9 protein-coding genes and 1 pseudogene are annotated in these 19809 nt (G+C 68.8%); 8 read left to right on the forward strand and 2 right to left on the reverse strand.

The window, feature by feature from the left end; genetic code table 11:
• The first annotated feature begins 2972 nt into the window (after positions 1 to 2972).
• The 5 genes and pseudogenes from alaS to KYK13_RS30640 all read left to right on the forward strand — a co-directional run bounded on the left by alaS (position 2973) and on the right by KYK13_RS30640 (position 12188).
• Positions 2973 to 5666: an alanine--tRNA ligase gene (gene alaS, locus KYK13_RS30620; RefSeq protein ID WP_223636893.1), complete on the forward strand. Its 2694-nt coding sequence runs from the start codon at positions 2973 to 2975 to the stop codon at positions 5664 to 5666.
• Positions 5663 to 6328: a hypothetical protein gene (locus KYK13_RS30625; RefSeq protein ID WP_223636896.1), complete on the forward strand. Its 666-nt coding sequence runs from the start codon at positions 5663 to 5665 to the stop codon at positions 6326 to 6328. The genes alaS and KYK13_RS30625 overlap by 4 nt, the downstream gene beginning before the upstream one ends.
• A pseudogene (locus KYK13_RS30630) lies at positions 6325 to 6612 on the forward strand (TIGR02266 family protein); the annotation flags it as partial. The gene KYK13_RS30625 and the pseudogene KYK13_RS30630, both read left to right, overlap by 4 nt.
• Positions 6613 to 9858: 3246 nt before the next feature.
• Positions 9859 to 11460, forward strand: coding sequence for an Hsp70 family protein (locus KYK13_RS30635; protein WP_223646847.1), 1602 nt, complete (start codon positions 9859 to 9861; stop codon positions 11458 to 11460).
• A 104-nt stretch (positions 11461 to 11564) separates the two neighbouring features.
• Complete coding sequence (locus KYK13_RS30640) at positions 11565 to 12188, forward strand: outer membrane protein (protein WP_223636899.1); 624 nt, start codon at positions 11565 to 11567, stop codon at positions 12186 to 12188.
• Positions 12189 to 12238: 50 nt separating this feature from the next.
• Here KYK13_RS30640 and KYK13_RS30645 read toward each other — a convergent pair whose 3' ends face one another.
• Positions 12239 to 13576, reverse strand: coding sequence for a glutamate--cysteine ligase (locus tag KYK13_RS30645; RefSeq protein ID WP_223636901.1), 1338 nt, complete (start codon positions 13574 to 13576; stop codon positions 12239 to 12241).
• 59 nt (positions 13577 to 13635) lie between these two features.
• Here KYK13_RS30645 and KYK13_RS30650 point away from each other — a divergent pair, with 59 nt between their 5' ends.
• The 3 genes from KYK13_RS30650 to KYK13_RS30660 all read left to right on the forward strand — a co-directional run bounded on the left by KYK13_RS30650 (position 13636) and on the right by KYK13_RS30660 (position 19049).
• Positions 13636 to 14466: an EI24 domain-containing protein gene (locus KYK13_RS30650; RefSeq protein ID WP_223636904.1), complete on the forward strand. Its 831-nt coding sequence runs from the start codon at positions 13636 to 13638 to the stop codon at positions 14464 to 14466.
• 227 nt (positions 14467 to 14693) lie between these two features.
• On the forward strand, positions 14694 to 17948 hold the full coding sequence (locus tag KYK13_RS30655; RefSeq protein ID WP_223636907.1) for an MXAN_5808 family serine peptidase: 3255 nt from the start codon (positions 14694 to 14696) through the stop codon (positions 17946 to 17948).
• Positions 17949 to 18140: 192 nt separating this feature from the next.
• Positions 18141 to 19049, forward strand: a complete 909-nt coding sequence (locus KYK13_RS30660) for a hypothetical protein (RefSeq protein WP_223636910.1) — start codon at positions 18141 to 18143, stop codon at positions 19047 to 19049.
• On the opposite strand, the gene KYK13_RS30665 is transcribed toward KYK13_RS30660, so the two are convergent.
• The gene (locus KYK13_RS30665; RefSeq protein WP_223636913.1) at positions 19050 to 19766 is read right to left on the reverse strand and encodes a glycerophosphodiester phosphodiesterase family protein; all 717 of its coding nucleotides are present in this window, start codon (positions 19764 to 19766) and stop codon (positions 19050 to 19052) included.
• Positions 19767 to 19809: the final 43 nt, after the last annotated feature.

Below are 19809 nucleotides of genomic sequence, written 5' to 3' on the forward strand. Positions count from 1 at the left end.
GTCGTCCGCTCCTGGACATAGCTCACCGACTCGTACCCGTACCCGCCAGCATTCCCAAAGTAGCCATACTTCGACACGGTGGACATCACACGCTCAAGACATTCAGGCGACGAGCTTGTGTCACATGCTCCAGTCGTCCGATCCACCATTTGCACGTTGGGCTCGAACCCGCCTATCAGGGACTCACTGTCAAACGTGACGTAGCCCTTCTGATAATAGTGAGCGGTCTGGGGGGAATTTCCTCGGATGACCTTCCAGACAGGAGTGCCCAAGGAGTCTTTATACTCATACTTCTCGGTCATCCCGCCCCGCTGTGGCCACAGAGCCTGAGCAAGACGTCCGCCCACCTCACTGACGGCTCCCGTGGGGGCATAGGTGTACTCCACGAGCGATGTTGTCGTTCCGGTGGCACCTACCAACGAGACACTCGCGAGCACACACTCCTCACCGACTTCCGTACGCGCGCTTGGCAGTTTCTTGTAGGTGAATCTCAAACGCGTGCCTTCGGCAGAGCTGACCTCGTAAAGAAAAGGTACGCCAGGCGTCGGCCCAGCCCCCAATCCCGGACACGTCAAGCCAGCAGGCGAGGCATAGCTCAAGGTCGCGCGGGTCCGAGCGAGCCCCCCCGGGGCCGCGTGCTGCGTGTCCTCGATTCGCGTGAGGAAATAGCGCGTCTCGGATGAACCAGCGCTGCCCGTCGGACTCCAGACTGCTTCAAAGAAGAGGCGACCCTCGCCAGGCTTGTGCAAGACAAAATATCCAGTTCCTGGACCCGTGCTCTCCCATACGAGGCGTGCCGCGGTCTCTCTGGAGCGCGCCCCTGGCTGAGCCAGGCAGGATGTCGCGGAACGAGCACACCCTGTAAACTCAAGCAACCTTCCACTTCCCTCACGTACCTGCCAGACCTCGCTTCCACCACTCACAACAGGCAGGACGAAGCTGTAGAAATTATGCCACCAGTGCAGGGATTCGCGGCTTTCCGCGGCAGCTCCGAAGGGGCGCGCAAGGTAGGCCCCTCCTGAAGTGCCCAGGCTGTGCTGAGAGGCCCAAGTCCGTTCAGAAGAAACGTAGACGCGTTCCAGGGCAATCCCCCCCACTGAGCTCTGGATCTCTACGTCCGTGACGGGATGACGCGTACTCCGTGCTCCGACAAGGACTGGATCACCTACAAGTCCGGGACCTCCCACGCCGCATGCGTCGCCATCTTCATCATCGCACGCAGAGTACGGATTGAGAACGCATTCAGACTTCGCATTGATCGGCTCGCCCTCCTCGGTGACGTCATCCAGGCTCGCCTTACACGTCCCGGTTTTACAAATATCATCGGGTGCAGTGCATTCGTCCCCCAGCTTACACGGCCAGTTCTCACCGGAGCAGGTGTCACTCGTAATCTTGAATGCTTCCGCTGACGACCCGCAAGTCGTGCTGGATGGACAGCAGGGATAGTAGCCGATCTCCGTCTGACTTCCATTCGGCGGGTAGAGGCAATCACTTGTATGACATGACTTGTTTGGATCGTTTCCGTTGCAGAACAGCAGTTCGGAACCGCCATCCGCGCCTGAGCAGGCGCACGTCCACTGCACCAATCCCGGGCTCCCGCTTGGACGGGGACCACAAAATGAGAAGTAACCGGATGCCTGCGCAGCCGTGGGAGTGAGTAAGAGCCAGATCAGGCTCACAGCATAAAGGCCGTATTTGTGCATCTGGACTTGTGAAATGGCACGAGCAGTAGGTCGAGACATGACTTCCTGAATCAGCAAGCGAAGAATGTTTTAAATCAACGCTCTACCTGGCGTCCGCACGCGGAAGGCAGAGGCGAGCCGAAGGGTCGCTGGGATGAACCTGCCCGCACCGCCATCCTTCAGGGCACGGGCTTGCAGGACTACAGTGCTCGGTGCAGACGTAGCCCGCGCTGCGCTGCGGGCCAACGTGAACACACAGCCCTGATTCACACTCGGAGTTTCCTCCCGCCGAACAATCCTGGCCGAATGGCAAGCGGAGGGTCCCCTTGCTCTGGAACTGATGCTCTGACAGCACGGCGACCGTGGCCGGGGAGTTAGAGTGAGAGGAGGGCTTTGATTCCTTTTCGCCACACCCCGCTAGCACGGCCACCGCCAGGCCAATGGAAAGCCCTTGCCGCCGTCCGAGAAAATTCCAGCCAGTCATTCTCTATCCCCAAGGGATTTCCCGCCGCCTGCCGCTCTGGCAGCGAATAGGAGGTCCCTCAAGTTCAACTACCGCACACGCACAAGCTTTTCTAGCTTGCAAATGCCACAAGTGCGCTCATGCGCCCTGAGTCTCGATTTACTCCAGAAAGGCGTTGCCTTCTCCCGCACGGGCTCCTAACCCCAGTTGAGCCTCCGTGCTGACAGGTACGTCGCCAAGTCACACTGCTCACCGGCAATGCCTGCTCGCGGCAACATCAGCTCGCCCATTCCCCTTCGATGCACCTGTGGTAGCCGGTAAATGATCCAGATGCCCGTTGCCCTTTCGTGTCTGGGCAGGCGGGCTCGCGGAGATGATGAGGGTGAGAAGTGGACCTTGGCGAAAGGGCTCCACCGCGCCAGTGACCGACGGAGGCTCCGGACGGGCCATCGGGTCCTGAGTTGCTGGAACGAGAGCGGCCTGATGCAGTGGGTAGCGAGCATGCTTGCCACCGCCATCAAGCAGGCCTCTCCGGCGCAGACGTAAGGATGGCGGCGCACATCAACAAGAACGGCGCAAGGCTATTCGTAGGGGCGAGCAGGCATCCCGGAGGAACCACCGCAGATTGGCTTCGAGCAGTTCGTCCCCCCACACTGAGGTCTCATACCGGAGGGTTCGGACGCGCCCCTTCGAAGCAGGGCACCCACCCTGGCCCCGGCCGCTCCCCTGCCCTCCTGACGTCAGCCGTGCCTACATGCTCCGTCCGCCTCGGGATGACCCGTCCAGGAACTGCTGCGCCCGGCCCTCTTGTGGCATATACCCACACCATGCCTTCCGCCCTCACCGCCTCCCAGATTCGCGAGGCGTTCCTCCAGTTCTTCGAGGAGCGCGCCCACCGCCGCGTGGCCTCCTCCTCGCTGGTGCCCGTTGGCGACCAGACCCTGCTGTTCACCAACGCCGGCATGGTCCAGTTCAAGGACGTCTTCACCGGCCGTGAGCAGCGCGAGTACCGCCGCGCCACCACCTCGCAGAAGTGCGTACGCGCGGGCGGCAAGCACAACGACCTCGACAACGTGGGCTACACCGCTCGCCACCACACGTTCTTCGAGATGCTCGGCAACTTCTCCTTCGGCGACTACTTCAAGGCCGACGCCATCGCGTTCGCCTGGGAGTTCGTGACGAAGCGGCTCGGCCTGTCCATCGACCGGCTCGCCGTCACCGTGTTCAACGGCGAGAACAACATCCCCTGGGACGAGGAGGCCTTCGAGCTCTGGGCGAAGCAGGGCGTGTCTCGCGACCGCATCCTGAAGCTCGGCTACAAGGACAACTTCTGGGCCATGGGCGACACCGGCCCGTGCGGCCCCTGCTCTGAAATCCACTACCACCAGGGCGACGACATCCCCTGTGTGGAAGAGGCCGCGGGCAGGAAGTGCCAGGGCGTCGCGTGTGATTGCGACCGGTGGCTCGAGATCTGGAACCTCGTGTTCATGCAGTTCGAGCGCAAGGAGAAGGACGCCCCGCTCATCCCGCTACCCAAGCCGTCCATCGACACCGGCGCCGGCCTGGAGCGCATCGCGTCCGTCGTCCAGGGCAAGCGCTCCAACTACGACACCGACCTCTTCCAGGACATCCTCGCCACCGTCAGCCAGCTGTGCGGGAAGCCCTATACGCAGGAGACCGGTGCTTCGCAGCGCGTCGTCGCGGACCACGCGCGCGCCACCGCGTTCCTCGTGGCGGACGGCGTCCAGCCGTCCAACGTGGCACGCGGCTACGTCCTGCGCCGCATCATGCGCCGGGCCATCCGCCACGGTGACCAGCAGTTGGGCATCAAGGAGCCCTTCTTCTACAAGGTCGTCGACCGCGTCATCGAGCTCATGGGCGACGCCTACCCGGAGCTGCGCGATGGCCGCACCTTCATCCTCGAAGTGGCCAAGCATGAGGAGGAGGGCTTCCGCCGCACGCTCGACCGCGGCCTCAAGCTGATGGACGAAGAGCTGTCCAAGCTCCAGGCCTCCGGCGGCAAGATCCTCTCCGGCGACGTCGTGTTCCTGCTGCACGGCACCTACGGCTTCCCGTGGGACCTCACGCAGATCATCGCGCGCGAGCGCGGCTACGACGTGGACCTGGAAGGCTTCAACACGCTCAAGGACCAGGAAGCCGCCAGCCAGGACTTCCACGGCGAGAAGAAGTCCACCACGGACATCTTCCAGAGCGTCCTGTCGCGCACCGCGCCCACCCAGTTCCTGGGCTACGAGGGCGAGGGCCACGAGGGCGAAGGCAGCGTCATCGCGTTGGTACAGGACGGCGTGGAGGTGCCGCAGGTCTCCGCGGGCGCCACGGCGGAAGTCGTGCTGGACCGCACGCCCTTCTACGGTGAGTCCGGCGGCCAGCTGGGTGACACGGGCCGCATCGTCGCTCACGGCGGAAAGACCGTCGTGGCGGTGAAGGATGCGCAGCGCCCGGTGCAGGGCCTCATCGTCCACAGCGTGGAGGTGAAGGACGGCACGCTGAAGGTCGGCGACATGGTGCAGACGGCCGTGGACGTGGAGCGCCGCAAGGCCATCCGCGCGAACCACTCGGCCACGCACCTGCTCCACAAGGCGCTCAAGCGCGTGCTCGGCGAGCACGTGAAGCAGGCGGGCTCCGTCGTCGCGCCGGACTTCCTGCGCTTCGACTTCTCGCACTTCTCCCCCGCCACCCAGGAGCAGTTGGAGCAGGTGGAGGACCTGGTCAACACGTGGGTGCGTGACAACGCGGATGCCCTGACGCGGGTCATGAACCTGGACGACGCGAAGAAGTCCGGCGCCGTGGCCATGTTCGGTGAGAAGTACGGCGAGACCGTGCGCGTCGTCACCGTGCACCCGGAGTCCACGGAGCTCTGCGGCGGCACGCACGTGCGGCGCAGCGGCGACATCGGCCTGTTCAAGATCACCAGCGAGAGCGGCGTCGCGTCTGGCGTGCGCCGCATCGTGGCGGTGACGGGCGTGGGCGCGCTCCAGTTCGTTCGCGAGCAGGAGCACGAGCTCAAGAAGGTCGCGGCGCTGTTGCGCACGAACCCGAAGGAGGTCGCCACCCGCGTCGAGGCCACCCAGAAGCGCGTGAAGGAGCTGGAGCGCAAGGTGGAGGAGGTCGCGGTGAAGGCCCAGACGGCCTCGCAGAAGGACCTCCTGGACCAGGCGCGCGAGGTCAACGGCATGAAGGTGCTGGCCACTCGCGTGGACCCGGCGGACGACAAGGTGTTCCGCGGCATGGCGGATCAGCTGCGCGATCGCATCGGCTCGGGCGTCATCGCCATTGGCGGTGAGAAGGACGGCCGCGCGGTCATCCTCGTCGCGGCCACGAAGGACGTCGTCGCCAAGGGCATCAGCGCGGGCAACCTGGTGCGCGAGATGGCCAAGGAAGTCGGCGGCAAGGGCGGCGGCAAGCCGGACATGGCGCAGGCCGGTGGCCCGGAAGCGGACAAGCTGCCCGTGGCGCTCGAGAAGCTCTACGAGCTGGTGAAGGGCGCGAGCCCGGCGTGAGTCCTCGCGTCTCCTCCCGTTCCCTGGCGTTCCTGACGGCGGCCCTCCTCCTGGGGGGCTGCACGAAGGAGACCTCCACGCCTGAAGGCGGCCCGGAGGCCGACGCGCGCACGCTCGAGAAGCTGCGCGCGGAGGCGGACCGGGTGAAGCAGGGTGGCGCGCCGGCCAGGCGTCCGGTGCCGCCGCCGGAGCCGGAGGAGTCGAAGCTGGCGGGCCTGGCCGCGGGCATGGGCGACCACGGCCCTCGCAAGCTGCGACTGCCCGAGCACAACGACACCGTGCACGTGGACACGGTGGCGATGAAGGTGACGGGGTTGGAGGCGTCGCACTCTGTGAAGGGCGGCTCCAGCAAGGTGGGGCTGGGACTCACGACGGAGGACCTGTTCCTGCGCGTGGAGTTGATCACCCAGAACGTGGGCGGGATGCCCGCGCCGCTGACGTTGGATGGCGCGAAGCTGACGGACGCGAAGGGGCAGACGTATCCGCTGGCGCGTGACGCGCAGGCGGTGGCCGGCACGAAGCCCCTGCCCTCCACCTGGGCGCCCGAACAGCGCACGGAAGTGGTGCTGTTCTTCGAGGTGCCGCCGGACGCCGTGCAAGACGATGGGCTGGCGCTCGTGGTGCGGGGCTCCGGCGGGGACGTGCGGATTCCCCTGCGATGACCGGGCCGGCCCCCAAGCTCCTCCCCCTCCGCATCCGACTCCCGTACGCGGGCGAGGAGGAGTTCATCGAGCGGTATGGCTCGAACGTGGGGCGAGGTGGCGTGTTCGTGGCCACGCGCGCCCCCAAGCCCGAGGGCACGGGCCTGGCGTTCGAGTTCGTCCTCACGGACGGCACGCGGCTGCTGCGCGGTGAAGGCGTGGTGCTGAAGGCACAGCCGGACGCCGGGCGCACCGGGATGACGGTGCGGTTCACCAAGCTGGATGCGGCGAGCAAGGCGCTCATTGATCGCATCGTCGCGCGGCGGAGCGGGACGGAGGCGGCGGCAGCTTCGCCTGCCGCGCCCCGGACGGAGGCGGCTCCGCTGCCGCCAGGGCTGGTGCGACGGACGCCGGCTGTGAATCCGGTGCGGCCTGCCGCTCGCGCGGAGACGGTGTCGGCACCGCCAGAGCCTCCGGCGAAGACTCCCGTCGAGGAACCGCGGCCGCGGGCCGCGGCGCCGAAAGCGTCCATGACGTTGCCGGCCGTGCAGGCGCCCATCGCCGTCGAGCCTCCGCCCGACCTGGCGGAACCGGACGAGCCGGTGTCGCTGTTTCCGGATCATGCGGCCGACGAAGAGGAAGCGCTCGCGCCCCTTCCGGAAGTGGGCTTCCCGCCGAGGTCCCGGAAGCGTCCAGCGGGCATCGATGCGCAGCGGGCGACCCAGGAGATGTTCACGGTCCAGCCGACGGCGCCTGCGTCCAGCGGCGTTCCGGCCGAGGAACGGACTCCTGCGACATCCGGCACCTTCGCGGCGGTGACGCAGTCCCCGGTCGAGGCCCGGTGGACGTCCGAGCCTCCCTCGGAGCCGACGCCAGGGGATGCGGTCGAGACGGGGACGGACGCGCAGCCCGATCCGGCGGCATCCGCGGAAACGTCGACCTGGGATGCGACCGCCACCGCTACCGCGAACACATCGCAAGAGCCGCTCAGCGACACGTGGCCCGCGAACCAGGCGACGACTGAATCCACGGAGCCGACCGCCAGCACCGAGTACGCAGCGCCAGAGCCGGGCCGCGATGCTTGGACCGCGGGCGAAGCGGAAACGGCCGCCACGGAGACGACTGCCAGTCCCGCGATTGCAGAAACGGAAGCGTTCTCTGATCCGTGGACTGTGGATCGCGAGGACGCGATTTCGACGGAGACGACTGCCAGTCCCGCGAACGCGGGAACAGAAGCGTTCAGCGCTCCGTGGACTTCAGACCAGGCGGAAGCAGCGGACTGGAGTTCGACTTCGTCCGTAGAGTCGGGTGCCCCGGCGAATTCGTTCTCCGATGCAGAAGCCCCTGCATGGGAAGCCAATCCGAGCACGGTGGACTCGCCTGCCGCCGCATCGGATTGGGTGGAGGCGGGGGCCTCTGGCTCGCTCGACAGTGATGAGCCATCCGCGCCCCACTTCACGCCCTCGTCGGTGGAGGCATTTGATCCGAATGCCGTGCTCGGAGACGCGCACACACCCGAGCATTCCGAATGGAGCCCTGAATCCGTCACGGATCCGGCAGCTGCCGCAGCCTCCGAGACTGAATCTGCCCGCGTCGAAGCGACTGCCGTCTCTTCCGAGACGCAGACGGACTCCGACCAGTCATTCGACTTCGACGTCGACCTCAGCATGGAGGCGGATGAGGAGCCCGCTCCCGCCGAGCCAGCTCCCTCGTTCGCGACGGACACGCATGTGCCGGACGCAACGCTTCCTCCGGGAGAACACAGCGCCTGGGCTGTGTCGGACTCGGACGTGGAGGAAGTCGCTCCCGCGGCCACGCCTCCGCCCTTCGAGGGCTCGGCAGAAGAGACTTCTCCGCCTGAAGAGGACTCCACGTGGGCTGTGTCGGACTCCGACGTGGAGGATGCCGGCACCGAAGCAGCGCTTCCTCCAGCGGAGCACTTCGCGACAGCTCCGGCCTTCGACGTTGTCGAGGACTCCACCAGCGAGACACTCCCTGCGGAAGCGCGCAATGCATGGGAAGAGTCGGGCTCCGAAACCGAGGGAGCCGCCCCCCAAGCAGCGTTCCCTCCGGCGGAGTCCTCTCCTCTCGTGGAGAACGCCTCGGCAGCCGCGGCCCCTGACGTCGCAGCGGACATCACCGAGGCGACGCTACAGCCGGTGGAGTTCCGGTCAGCAGACGATTCGGGCGCTGGCGCAGGGGAAGGAGACACGCAGGCCGCACTTCCCGAGTCAGCCTCAACGATGAGTCAGCGGGAAGCCGACCGCCTTCGTGCGTGGGGCATTGATCCGAATGCACTTCCGCACGCCTTCAGCACGGACTCTTCCGAGGACGTGGATCCGTTCAGCGCGGCGCTTGAACAGGCTGTCGAAACCACGGTTCCGGCAGCGCGCGAGACCGCCTCGCCTGCACGTATCGAGGAGCCGAGCGCTGAGCCTGTGCTCGATACACCAGCCGTCGCGACGTCCGCGGATGTCCACACGACGGCACCTGAGCCGCAACCCACCCCTGGAGCTCCGCAGGAAGAGGACGACGCGTCGACAGTCGTCGTGGTCGACCTGCCCGAGGAGGACGCGTGGACGGCGCTCGTCGGCACTTCTGCACCGCCTCCGTCCGACAACACGATTGCATCCGAAGCAGCTCCGTCGAACCCGTTCGCAACGGAGGACGCTTCGTCGGAGCCGGTCCGCGCAGCAGGGCATGACGAAGCCCTCGCCTCGGTCCTGAAGGCGGAGGCCGCTGCCCCTCCCGCCTCCACGGATACGGTTGCGACCGAAGCGGTCACTTCCGTCACGAGCACCGCGTCCGCAGTGAGCGCGGAACCCGTTCAGGAAGCGCAGGCGATCACCGAAGAGGCTTCGTCCTCGCCTGCTGTCTCCACAGCGGACACGGCGGCTGCGCTCGTCCCGGCTTCCGACGCGGCCCCCTTCGTCAAGGATGCTTCCGGCTCGGCTCGACACGAGGGGGAACCCGCGTCCCTGGGGACGACGCCCTTCCACGTACAAGTCGGCAGCTCCATCCCGCCTGCCACCGCTCCGTCATCGCTCCAGGGTGATGCCTCCCACTCCGCCACGGCAGAGGCTTCGCGCCCCCTTGAAGCGACAGCGCCAACCCGCACCGCCTCCGAGCAACTCCGCGCTCAAGCATCCGACGCAATGGCGGCCTCGCTCACCAGCGAAGCGCCAGCGCCAACCCGCGCGGCCTCCGAGCAACATCCCGCTCAAGCATCCGACGCAGTGTCGGCCTCGCTCACCAGCGAAGCGCCGGCACCAACCCGCACGGCCTCGGAGCAACTGCCCCCTCTGGCCTCCGTCGCGCCGGAGGCATCGCGCCCCCACGACGCCGCGACTCCGTCCAGCACGCAGACCTCCGCCGCGGCGGAGTCCCCGCGCGCCCACGACGCCACCGCGCCAGGTCCCACTGCCACGGCACAAACCGCGTCCCAGTCCACACGCGCCGACGAGGCCCCTCCACCGTCTTCTCCTGACACGCAGGGCAGCGCCGCCACCACGCGCAGCCGTCGCCGCACGCGCCTGGACCTCGCTCCCGTCGTGCCCGTCACCGCTTCCTCGGCGGCGGAGGTCGTGCTCGGCATCGACGTGGGCACCTCGCACGCTCGCGTCGCCGCGTTCATCGATGGCGTCGCCACGCACATCCCCATCCCGGGCACCGACGGACCGGGCCTCCCCTCCGTCATCGCGGTGAACGCCTCCGGCGAGTTCCTCGTCGGCACCGCCGCCCTCCTCGAAGCCGCGCGCGCTCCCCGCCGCGCCGTCATCGGCCTCAAGCGCCTGCTGGGCGTGCGCGCCCGCTCCCCGAACCTGCGCTGGCTCTCACCGCAGCTCCCCTTCCCCGTCGCGACCGACCTCCATGGCGACGCGGGCGTGGAGCTCGATGGCCGCCTCGTCGCGCCCACCCTCCTCACCGCCATGCTGCTGCGCGAGCTGCACCAGGCAGCCACCACGCACCTGGGCCGCAAGGTGACGCGCGCCGTCCTCTGCGCGCCCTCGCACTTCACGGAACGCCAGCGCGCCGCCCTGCGCGAAGCCGCCACCATGGCCGGCCTGGACGTGCCCCGCGTCCTCACCAACAGCGCCGCCGCGGCGCTCGCGTACGCACACGGCCGGGGCCTCGCGCGCAAGCGCGTCCTCGTCGTGGACCTGGGCGGCGGCGGCCTGGAGGTCTGCGTCGTGCAGGTCACCGGCGATGACCTGGAGGTCGTCACCACCGGCGGCGACCCCACCCTGGGCGGCATGGACTTCGACAGCCGCATCGCCGAGGCGCTCGTCAGCGACGCCTCGGAACAGGGCCATCCCCGCCCCGAACACCCGCTCGACTGGGGCCCCCTGCGCACCCTCGCCCAGTCCACCAAGGAGTCCCTCTCCACCCGGAACACCGTGGACGTCACGCTGCCCACGGGCCCCGGCCCCACGCTCGACCGCGAGCGCGTGGAGGCCCTCACCGCCGACCTCGCCCAGCGCGTCGTCTCCGTCACCCGCGAGGTGCTGGAGTCCAACGCCCTGTCCCCTCAAGGCCTGGACGCCGTGCTCCTCGTGGGCGGCCAGTCCCGAGCCCCCCTCGTGCGCCGCCGCCTGGAGGAGAGCCTGGGCGTCCCCGTGCGCGAGGACGACGTGGACGCGCGCACCGCGGTCGTGCGCGGCGCCGCGCTGCTCGGCCACGCTCTGCTGTTGTCGGAGACCGGCAAGCCCGCCGCCAGCGTGTCGGAGGTCCTCACCGCGCCCATCGGGGTCGCCGAGGACGCCGGCACCTTCCGCCGCGTGCTGGAGCGCAACACGCGCCTGCCCACCGCCAAGACGCTGGTCATCCCCGTCACCGCCCCCGGCCCGCTGGCGCTCGCGTTCTTCCAGGGCACCGCCGCCACCGCCGTGGAGAACGAATGGCTCGGCGCCCTCACCCTCACCGTGGAGCGCCCCGGCGAGGTGGAGGTGCACCTGGAGCTGACCACCGACGGCGCCCTCTCCTTCAGCGCCACCCTGCCCGGCGCGAAGCGGCAGCCCGTGACGCTCGCGACGGAGGACCTGGATGACGCCTCCCGCGACGCGCTCATCGCCCGCTCGCCCTTCCACACCGAGCCGGAAGCGCGGCCGGGCGGCCTGCTTTCCGGTTTGAAGAAGCTCTTCGGGCGGCGCTGAGGCCCTCGGCCCCCTGGCTCCACTCCCCGGGCAGGTGCGCCATCCGGCCTCACAGGCCCAGCTTCCACTCCAGGTCCCGCACTTCCCTCAGGAGGAACCTGGACATGCGAATGACTTCGACGATGGCAGGAGTGGCGTTGGCCGGCGTCTGCGTGGCCGGCCCCGCGCTCGCGGTGGACGCGACGGAGGTGACGCGCAGTATCACCAGGAAGAACGAAGACACCGCGCCCGGCGTGGACGTGGGCGTGGGCTTCGGCGGCTACACCGGCAAGCTGGGCAATGAAACGGGCGTGGGCGCGCTGTTCAACGTCACCGCCAACGCCCAGCCCTGGGAGTACATCGGCGTGGAGTTCGGCTACGAAGGCCAGAGCATCCCCATCGATGACGCCCGCGTCCGCGGCGGCAACAACATCTGGCGCAACAACGGCACGGGCCTGGCCAAGATAGGCCCCTTCATCGACCACAAGTGGCACCCGTTCGTGGGCGCGGGCTTCGGCCTGAGCTACCTGCACGCGTCCTCGGGCTCACGGCCCGTCTACGGCAATGACTGGCAGGTGGAGTGGCCGCTGGCCGCGGGCATCGAATACCGCCTGGGCCACCTGGCCGCCGGCGTGCGCGCCACCTACCGCTTCGTCGGTGGCGAGGACCTGACCACCATCCCCGGCACCAACGACGAGGCCAAGGGCAGCCTCTTCAACGGCAACCTCACCGTGGGCGGCCGCTTCTAGCCAGCCTCGCGTCCGCGGGACATCACGCCCCCCGCGGACGCGTCAGGGCCTCACAGCTCGAAGCGCGTCATCAGCACTTCCGGACGCGGATCCTCCCTCCACGCGTCCAGCACCGCCTGCGCCGGGGACCTGCCCGAAGCGGCCACCGCCTCCAGCGGCGCGAGCAGCGGCGCGTCCTCGGGGTCCAGGCGCTGCAGGCCCCGCTTCGCGATGGCCACCATCTCCCCAGCCAGCCGGTGCAGCTCGTGCGGCCCCAGCTTCCCGGCCAGCCCCTCGCGGCGCGCGGTGTCGTGGAACGACAGGTGCTCCGTGAAGGTGAGCCGGGGCAACAGCAGCTCCGCCTCCTTCAGCGCCTGAGCGTCGTAGAGGATGCCGCGCCAGAGCGCCCCCAGGGCCCCCGTCATCGCCGCGCTGGCACAGTCCGCGCCGCGCACCTCCAGCACCTTCTTGAGCCGCACCTCGGGGAAGAGCGTGGACAGGTGGTCCGTCCAGTCGCCCATGTCCGCGGGCTGGCCCTCGTAGCCCTCCTTCAGGAGCTGACGGAAGGTGAGCTTCGGGTGGCGGTACTCGCCCTGTCGGCGCAGGAAGAGCAGCGGCGCGTCCAGCGCCCAGTCCACATAGGCCTGATAGGAGAACGACCCGTCGAACCACGACGGCAGGTAGCCGCACCGCGTGGGGTCCACCTCTTCCCAGACACGGCTGCGGTAGGACATGTAGCCGGACGGCTTGCCCTCCAGGAGCGGGCTGTTGGCGTACAGCGCCACCAGCAGCGGCGACAGGCGCGCCACCGTCACCGTCTTGCGCACGCAGTCCGCCTCGTCCGCCCAGTCCAGCGACACCTGCCCGGTGGACGTCATCAGCATCATGTTCAGCGCCAGCCGGCCGCGCTCCGGCAGCGTGCGGCGCATCACCTGGTAGCGCGTCTTGGGCATCCAGGGCATGTCGCCCGTCGTGCCCACCGGCCGGTAGCCCAGCGCCACCAGCCGCAGGCCCAGGCTGGACGCCGCCGCCTTCGTCTCCTTCAGGTGCCCCAGGTTCTCCTGGTGCGCCTCCCGCGCCGTGCGGAACGGGCTGCCGGACAGCTCGAACTGGCCCCCCGGCTCCAGGGAGATGGCCGCCATGCCACGCTGCAGCGCGATGACCGGCGACTCGGGCGTCTCCCGGAACGGCGAGTAGCCCCCGGGGGCGATGCGCTCCAGGAGCGCCCCCACCCCGTTCGGTCCCTCGTAGGGCACGGGTTGGGCGGACCCCACGGGGTAGATGAACTTCTCGTGCTCCAGCCCGAGCCGGTGCTCGGTCCGGGGCTTCTCCGCCTTGCGAAGCTCTTCCACCAGGGGAGCGGCGGAAGTGAGGGGCTCGGAGGCCACGCGCTTGAGGTCGAGGGACATGAGGGCGCCCTATATAACGGGGCCCGGTGACCTTGCCCTCATTTGAGCACCCCGAATCCATGCGCCCTGCCTCCCCCGTCCCCACCCTGTCCGCCCGGCCCCGCCTGTCGGATTTCTTCCAAGGCGTGGGGGTGCTCGGACGCGCCTTCCGGCTCCTCTTCCGCTCCCGCCGCCTCTTCCTGCTGTCCAGCCTGTGCGCGGTCCTCACCGCCGTCACCCTGGTGGGCCTGGCCGTCGTCCTCTACCGCTACGCCCCCGCCCTCCTGGAGTCCGTGTGGCCCCAGCCCGGCTCCTGGTACGGCCGCGCCGGCTGGACGCTCGCGCTGGTGCTGGGCGCGCTGGTGGCCTGGGTCGTGGGCGCCAACGTGGTGCCCCCGCTCCTGCTCACGCCGCTGCAGGACCCGCTGTCCGAAGCCACCGAGGCCGCGTGCGCCCGGACCGACGCCGTGCGCTCCCCTGCATCCTTCCTGCGCGGGCTGACGACAGGGCTGTTGCACACGCTCGCCCGCATGGCGCTGCTGCTCCTGGGGCTGGCCATCCTCCTGCCGCTGAACCTGGTGCCGGGCGCGGGCAGCGTGGCGTTCACCGTGCTGGCCAGCGTGTGGACCATGCTCTGGATGGCGGCGGAGCACCTGGCCACGCCCATGACGCGCCACCTGTACCCCTTCGCCGAGGTGCGCCGCATGCTGCGCGAGCGCCGGGCCCTCTGCCTGGGCTTCGGCGCGGGCGTCTACGTCCTCCTGTGGGTGCCCATCCTCAACACCTTCTTCCTCCCGGTGGCCATCGTCGGGGGCACCCTCCTCTACCGGGGCCTCCGGGAGGCCGGGGACCTGCCCCCGCCACCGGACGCGGTGGGCCCCGGGGGCGCGCCGCCCGGCGGCAGGGGCTAGCGCGAAATAAAGGGGGATGCCGGGTGTCCGTACGTCCAGGCCGCCCGGGAACGCATTGCCTGCGGCAGACGTTCTCGGTCGCTAGTGACAAGGCCACGCCTTGAAGCACCTGGAAGCCGTGATTAGGCTTGCCCGGCCGCTGCCTGGCCCCTTGCCTCTCGTCGAACCGTTCGGATTCACAAGGCTTTTCACGCATCACCCGGGGCGCCTCTCGCACCCCAGCTGGGATGAACCGCATGCCGCGCATCTTCCGCCGCATCACCGCCGTCGCCGTTCTGTTGGGGGCCTGGGCCTACGCAGGCAGTGACCGAGCGCCCCTCCCGCTCACCGTGGGAGCGGCGGAGGCGGGGCAGGACTCCTGGGACGGCGCACTGCCGTCCTCGGGCAGCAAGGGAGAGAAGGCCCCTCACGACCTCAACAGCCTCCGCGTCCTCACGAAGGTCATCCTCTACGTGAAGGAGAACTACGTCGACCCCAAGCGGGTGAAGCCCAAGGAGATGATGATCGCCTCCCTGGAGTACGTGGAGAAGAGCGTCCCGGACGTGCTCGTGGACGGCAACGCGGAGACGGGCAAGCTCAACGTCAACGTCAACGGCAAGCAGAAGGAGTTCGACATCTCCCACGTGGACTCCCTGTGGAAGATGTCCTTCGCGCTGAAGGACGTGTTCGACTTCCTGTCCAAGAACATGCGCCCCATCGAGGAGACGCGTGACATCGAGTACGCCGCCGTCAACGGCATGCTCTCCACGCTGGATCCGCACTCGGTGCTGCTGCGCCCGGAGCTGTACCGGGAGATGAAGCTGTCCACCAAGGGCGAGTTCGGCGGCCTGGGCTTCGTCATCCAGATGAAGGAGGGCAACCTCACCGTGGTGAAGGTGCTGCCCAAGACGCCCGCGTCGCGCGCCGGCATCCAGAAGGACGACCGCATCAAGAAGATTGGCGAGGAGTCCACCGTCAACATGGACCTCAACGAGGCCGTGTCCAAGCTGCGCGGCCCGGTGGACAGCCGCATCACCATCACCGTGGAGCGCGACGGCTGGGACAAGCCGCGCAACATGACGGTGGCGCGCGCCATGATTTCCATCGAGTCCGTGCAGCACAAGCTGCTCGCGGGCGGCGTGGGCTACGTGCGCCTGAAGAACTTCCAGGGCAACACCACGCGCGACCTGGAGGCGGCGCTGACGGACATCCGCAAGCAGGCGGACGCCAAGGGCGGCTTCAAGGGCCTGGTGCTGGACCTGCGCGGCAACCCGGGCGGTCTGCTGGAGCAGGCCATCCAGGTGTCGGACACGTTCCTGTCCAAGGGCACCATCGTCGCGACGGTGGGCTTCAGCGACAAGCTGCGCGAGGAGAAGCGCGCGCGCCCCACGGAGGGCGAGGAGTCCTACCCCATCGCGGTGCTGGTGAACGCGGGCAGCGCCTCCGCGTCTGAAATCGTGGCGGGCGCGCTCAAGAACCTGGACCGCGCGGTCATCATCGGGCGCCAGACGTTCGGCAAGGGCAGCGTGCAGGTGCTCTACGACTTCCCGGACGACAGCGCGCTCAAGCTGACCATCGCCAAGTACCTCACCCCGGGCGACGTCTCCATCCAGGAGGTGGGCATCGTGCCGGACATCCAGCTGGTCCCCACGCGCGTCACCGCGGACCGGGTGGACGTGTTCGCGCCGCGCAAGTCCATGGGCGAGGCGGACCTGGATCAGCACTTCGGCAACCCGGACTCCACCACCGTCGCCAAGAAGCGCGAGGAGGTGCTCGACCGCGAGAAGCCGGGCACCAGCCTCAAGTACCTGAAGGTGGACGAGAAGGCCGTCCAGGCCGCCGCCGCCAAGAAGGAGGAGCCCAAGGAGAAGGTCGCCGCCAAGCCGCCCGCCAAGGACGCCAAGAAGGAGCACGGCCAGAATGATCCGCTCCTGGACGTGGACGTGGCCGGCCAGGGCGAGGACCTGGACGACCAGCTGGACGCGGAGTCCCAGGAGGAGATCAAGGAGGACTTCGAGGTCCAGTTCGCGCGCGACTTCATCGTGAAGGTGCCGGCGGTGAAGCGCTCCGAGCAGATCGCCAAGGGCAAGCAGTTCGTGGAGCAGAAGCGCCAGGAGGAGGAGCAGCGCATCAACAACGCCATCGCCGCCCTGGGCCTGGACTGGAGCCCCGGCCCCACGCCGAAGAACGTGCAGCTGGACGCCAGCTTCTCCCCGGGTCCGGACGTGAAGATCGCCGCCGGCGAGCAGATGGACATGGTCATCAACGTGGAGAACAAGGGCACCGAGCCGCTCAAGCGCGTGCGTGGCTGGACGGAGAGCGACAACGCGTTCCTCGACCGCCGCGAGTTCCTCTTCGGCGCCCTGGCGCCGGGGGAGAAGAAGTCCTGGAAGGTGCAGGTGCGCCTGCCCAAGGACCTCACCAGCCGCCGCGACGACGTGAAGGTGAAGCTGTTCGACGACAACGGCCCGCTGCGCGACACGCTCGTGTCGGAGCTGTCCTTCGTGGAGCTGCCCCGTCCCACGTTCGCGTTCAACTGGCAGGTGGTGGATGACTGCGCCGAGTGCAACGGCGACGGCGTCGTGCAGCGCGGCGAGGACGTCACGGTGGTGCTGGACGTCACCAACACGGGCGCGGGCCCGGCGCTGGACTCGTTCGCGCAGATCAAGAACGGCGGCGACGCGAACATCTTCATCGAGAAGGGCCGCTTCAAGCTGGGCGAGCTCAAGCCCGGTGAGACCAAGACGGCGCGCTTCCAGGTGTCGCTGAAGAAGGGCTACAAGGGCGACACCTTCCCGCTGAAGCTGGCCATCCTGGACGAGCCCCTGGAGGAGTTCGTCCTGGAGAAGCTCCAGCTGCCCGTGAAGGACGGCCCGGTGGCCCCGCTGGAGGCGAAGAAGGGCCTGGTGAAGCTCAACGACAAGGCGGAGCTGTTCGCCGCCCCCACCGCGGATGCCCGTCCGGTGGCGAAGCTGCCCCAGGGCGCGCTGCTCAACCTGGAGGCCACCACCAAGGGCTTCTACAAGGTCGCGCTGGAGAAGGACCGCTTCGCCTTCGTCCGCACGCAGGACGCGAAGGAAGTGAAGACCGGCAAGGCCGCGGCGCCCAAGACGGTGGCCTACACCACCACGCACCAGCCGCCGGACATCAAGCTGGACGTGGATCCATCCCACGGCGGCGTGGTGGTGAACGGCGACAAGTTCAGCCTCTCCGGCGTGGTGAAGGACCCCAACGGCCTCCTGGACGTCTACGTGCTGGTCAACGACCAGAAGGTCTACTTCAAGGCCGTGGACCCCAAGGGCGGCGAGCCCAACACGCTGAAGTTCACCTCGGACTTCGCGCTCAAGGAGGGCAACAACAACGTGCTGGTGGTGGCCCGTGAGAGCACCGAGTTCGCCAGCCGCCGCACCCTGGTCATCCGCCGCCGTCCGGCGGAGGTGGCGCAGAAGGTGACGACGCCCGCCGCCGCGGCCACCACGCCGGTGAAGCCGCGCCAGCAGTAGTCCCCCGGTCACTCGGCCGGAGCGCCTGACCCACGGGCGGCTCGCTCCCAGCGGACGCTCCCCTCGCACAGGGGGGCGTTTCCCTGGGGGAGGGCCGCCCGTTTTGTTGACGCTTCACCGAGGCCCGATTTAGGGTCCGCCGGAGGTGGGCGCCCGCTTGGCCGGCATGCGTCCCGGAGGCGTGATTCCCCCATGCGGACGTTCAGTCGGTGGCTGGTGCTCGCGACGGCGCTGTCCGGGGCCGCGGCCCATGCGGACGACAACGACCTGGTCATTTCCCGCTACGGCGTCGAGCGCCGCGGCTCCACGCCGGTCATCACCGGCACGGAGTTCGCGGAGGCCAGCGCGGACTTCCGCGCCTTCGCGCGCACGTACGGGGCGGTGATCAGCTCGGCGAACCTGATGCCGCCGCGCACCACGGGCCATTCCGGCTTCGCGTTCAACGCGGAGCTGTCCGTGGTGTCGCTGCCGGAGGAGGTGGCGCTGCCCACGGAGAAGGCGCAGCCGGGCTCCGTGCTGGTGCCGTCGCTGCACGTGCGCAAGGGCCTGCCCTTCTCGCTGGAGCTGGGCGGGCGCGTGGGCTGGATCGAGAAGAGCAAGATGGTGACGGCCACGGGCGAGCTGAAGTGGGCCCTCAACGAGGGCTTCACGTACCTGCCGGACGTGGGCTTGCGCCTGCACGTGACGAAGCTCTTCGGCGCGAACGACCTGGACCTGACCACCACGGGCCTGGACATCGGCGTGGGCAAGCAGTTCCCCCTGGGCGGCATGGTGACGCTGACGCCCTACGGCGGCCTGGACCTCAACTTCGTCAGCGCCACCACGCGCACGCTGGACTTCGACCCCAGCCGCTCCCCGGCGGACGCGGCGGGCAACGACTCGCGCGACGCGCTCATCAACTCCGCGCAGTACTCGCGCGTGAAGGCGGGCGACAACCTCACCCCGCGCTTCTACGCGGGCGCGCGCTTCATTGGCGGCGTGCTGCAGCTGGGCGCGGAGGTTTCAGTCACCCGCCTGGGCAGCTTCGACCAGCCGGGCGCCGGCAGCCGCGACCTGCCCTCCGTCGTCGCCTTCAACACCACGCTGGGCCTGGACTTCTAGTCAGCGCAGGGCCTCGCGCACGAGGCCCGGGCGGTTGGTGATGAGGTAGGACACCCCCAGGTCCCGCAGCTCGCGGGCGCGCTGGGGGTCATCCACCGTCCACGCCGCCACGCGCAGCCCGGCGTCGTTCCACGCGGCCACCCGCTCCGGCGTGCACGCCTCGTGGAACGGGTGCACCGAGTGCGACGACACCAGCGGGCTCAGCGCGTACGCCTGCAGCGCCCAGGGCTTGTCCGGGTCGATGAGGAAGCCCCGGCGCAGCGTGGGCGCCGCCGCCGCCAGCCGGAAGAGGCACAGCGGGTTGAAGCTGGACACCACCACGCGGCCCGCCAGGTCCCGCTCGCGCACCAGCCGGGCCACGCCCTCCGCCAGGCCGCCGTCGTCGAAGCGGTCGCACTTGAGCTCGATGTTGACGAGGAAGTGCTCCGGCAGCGCGTCCAGCACCGCCTCCAGCAGCGGGATGCGCGCGGGGGCGAAGCCCAGGGGCGTGCCCACGTCCGCGCGGGAGAGCTTCCACCACGGCGTGGTGCGCACCTCCCACGGCTGCCCCGCGAGGCGGTCCAGGCGCTCGTCGTGGCACACCACCACCTCCCCGGAGCCGCACACCATGGCGTCCAGCTCCACGCCGTCCGCGCCCTGGCGCACGGCCTGCGCGAAGGCCTCCAGGGTGTTCTCGGGGGCGTCGGCGCTGGCACCACGGTGAGCGAGCAGGAGCATGGGGGCGCAGTGTGCGCTGGAAGGGCCCCCGGGCGCAGCGCCC

This window comes from Corallococcus sp. EGB (genome assembly GCF_019968905.1).
Lineage (GTDB): Bacteria > Myxococcota > Myxococcia > Myxococcales > Myxococcaceae > Corallococcus.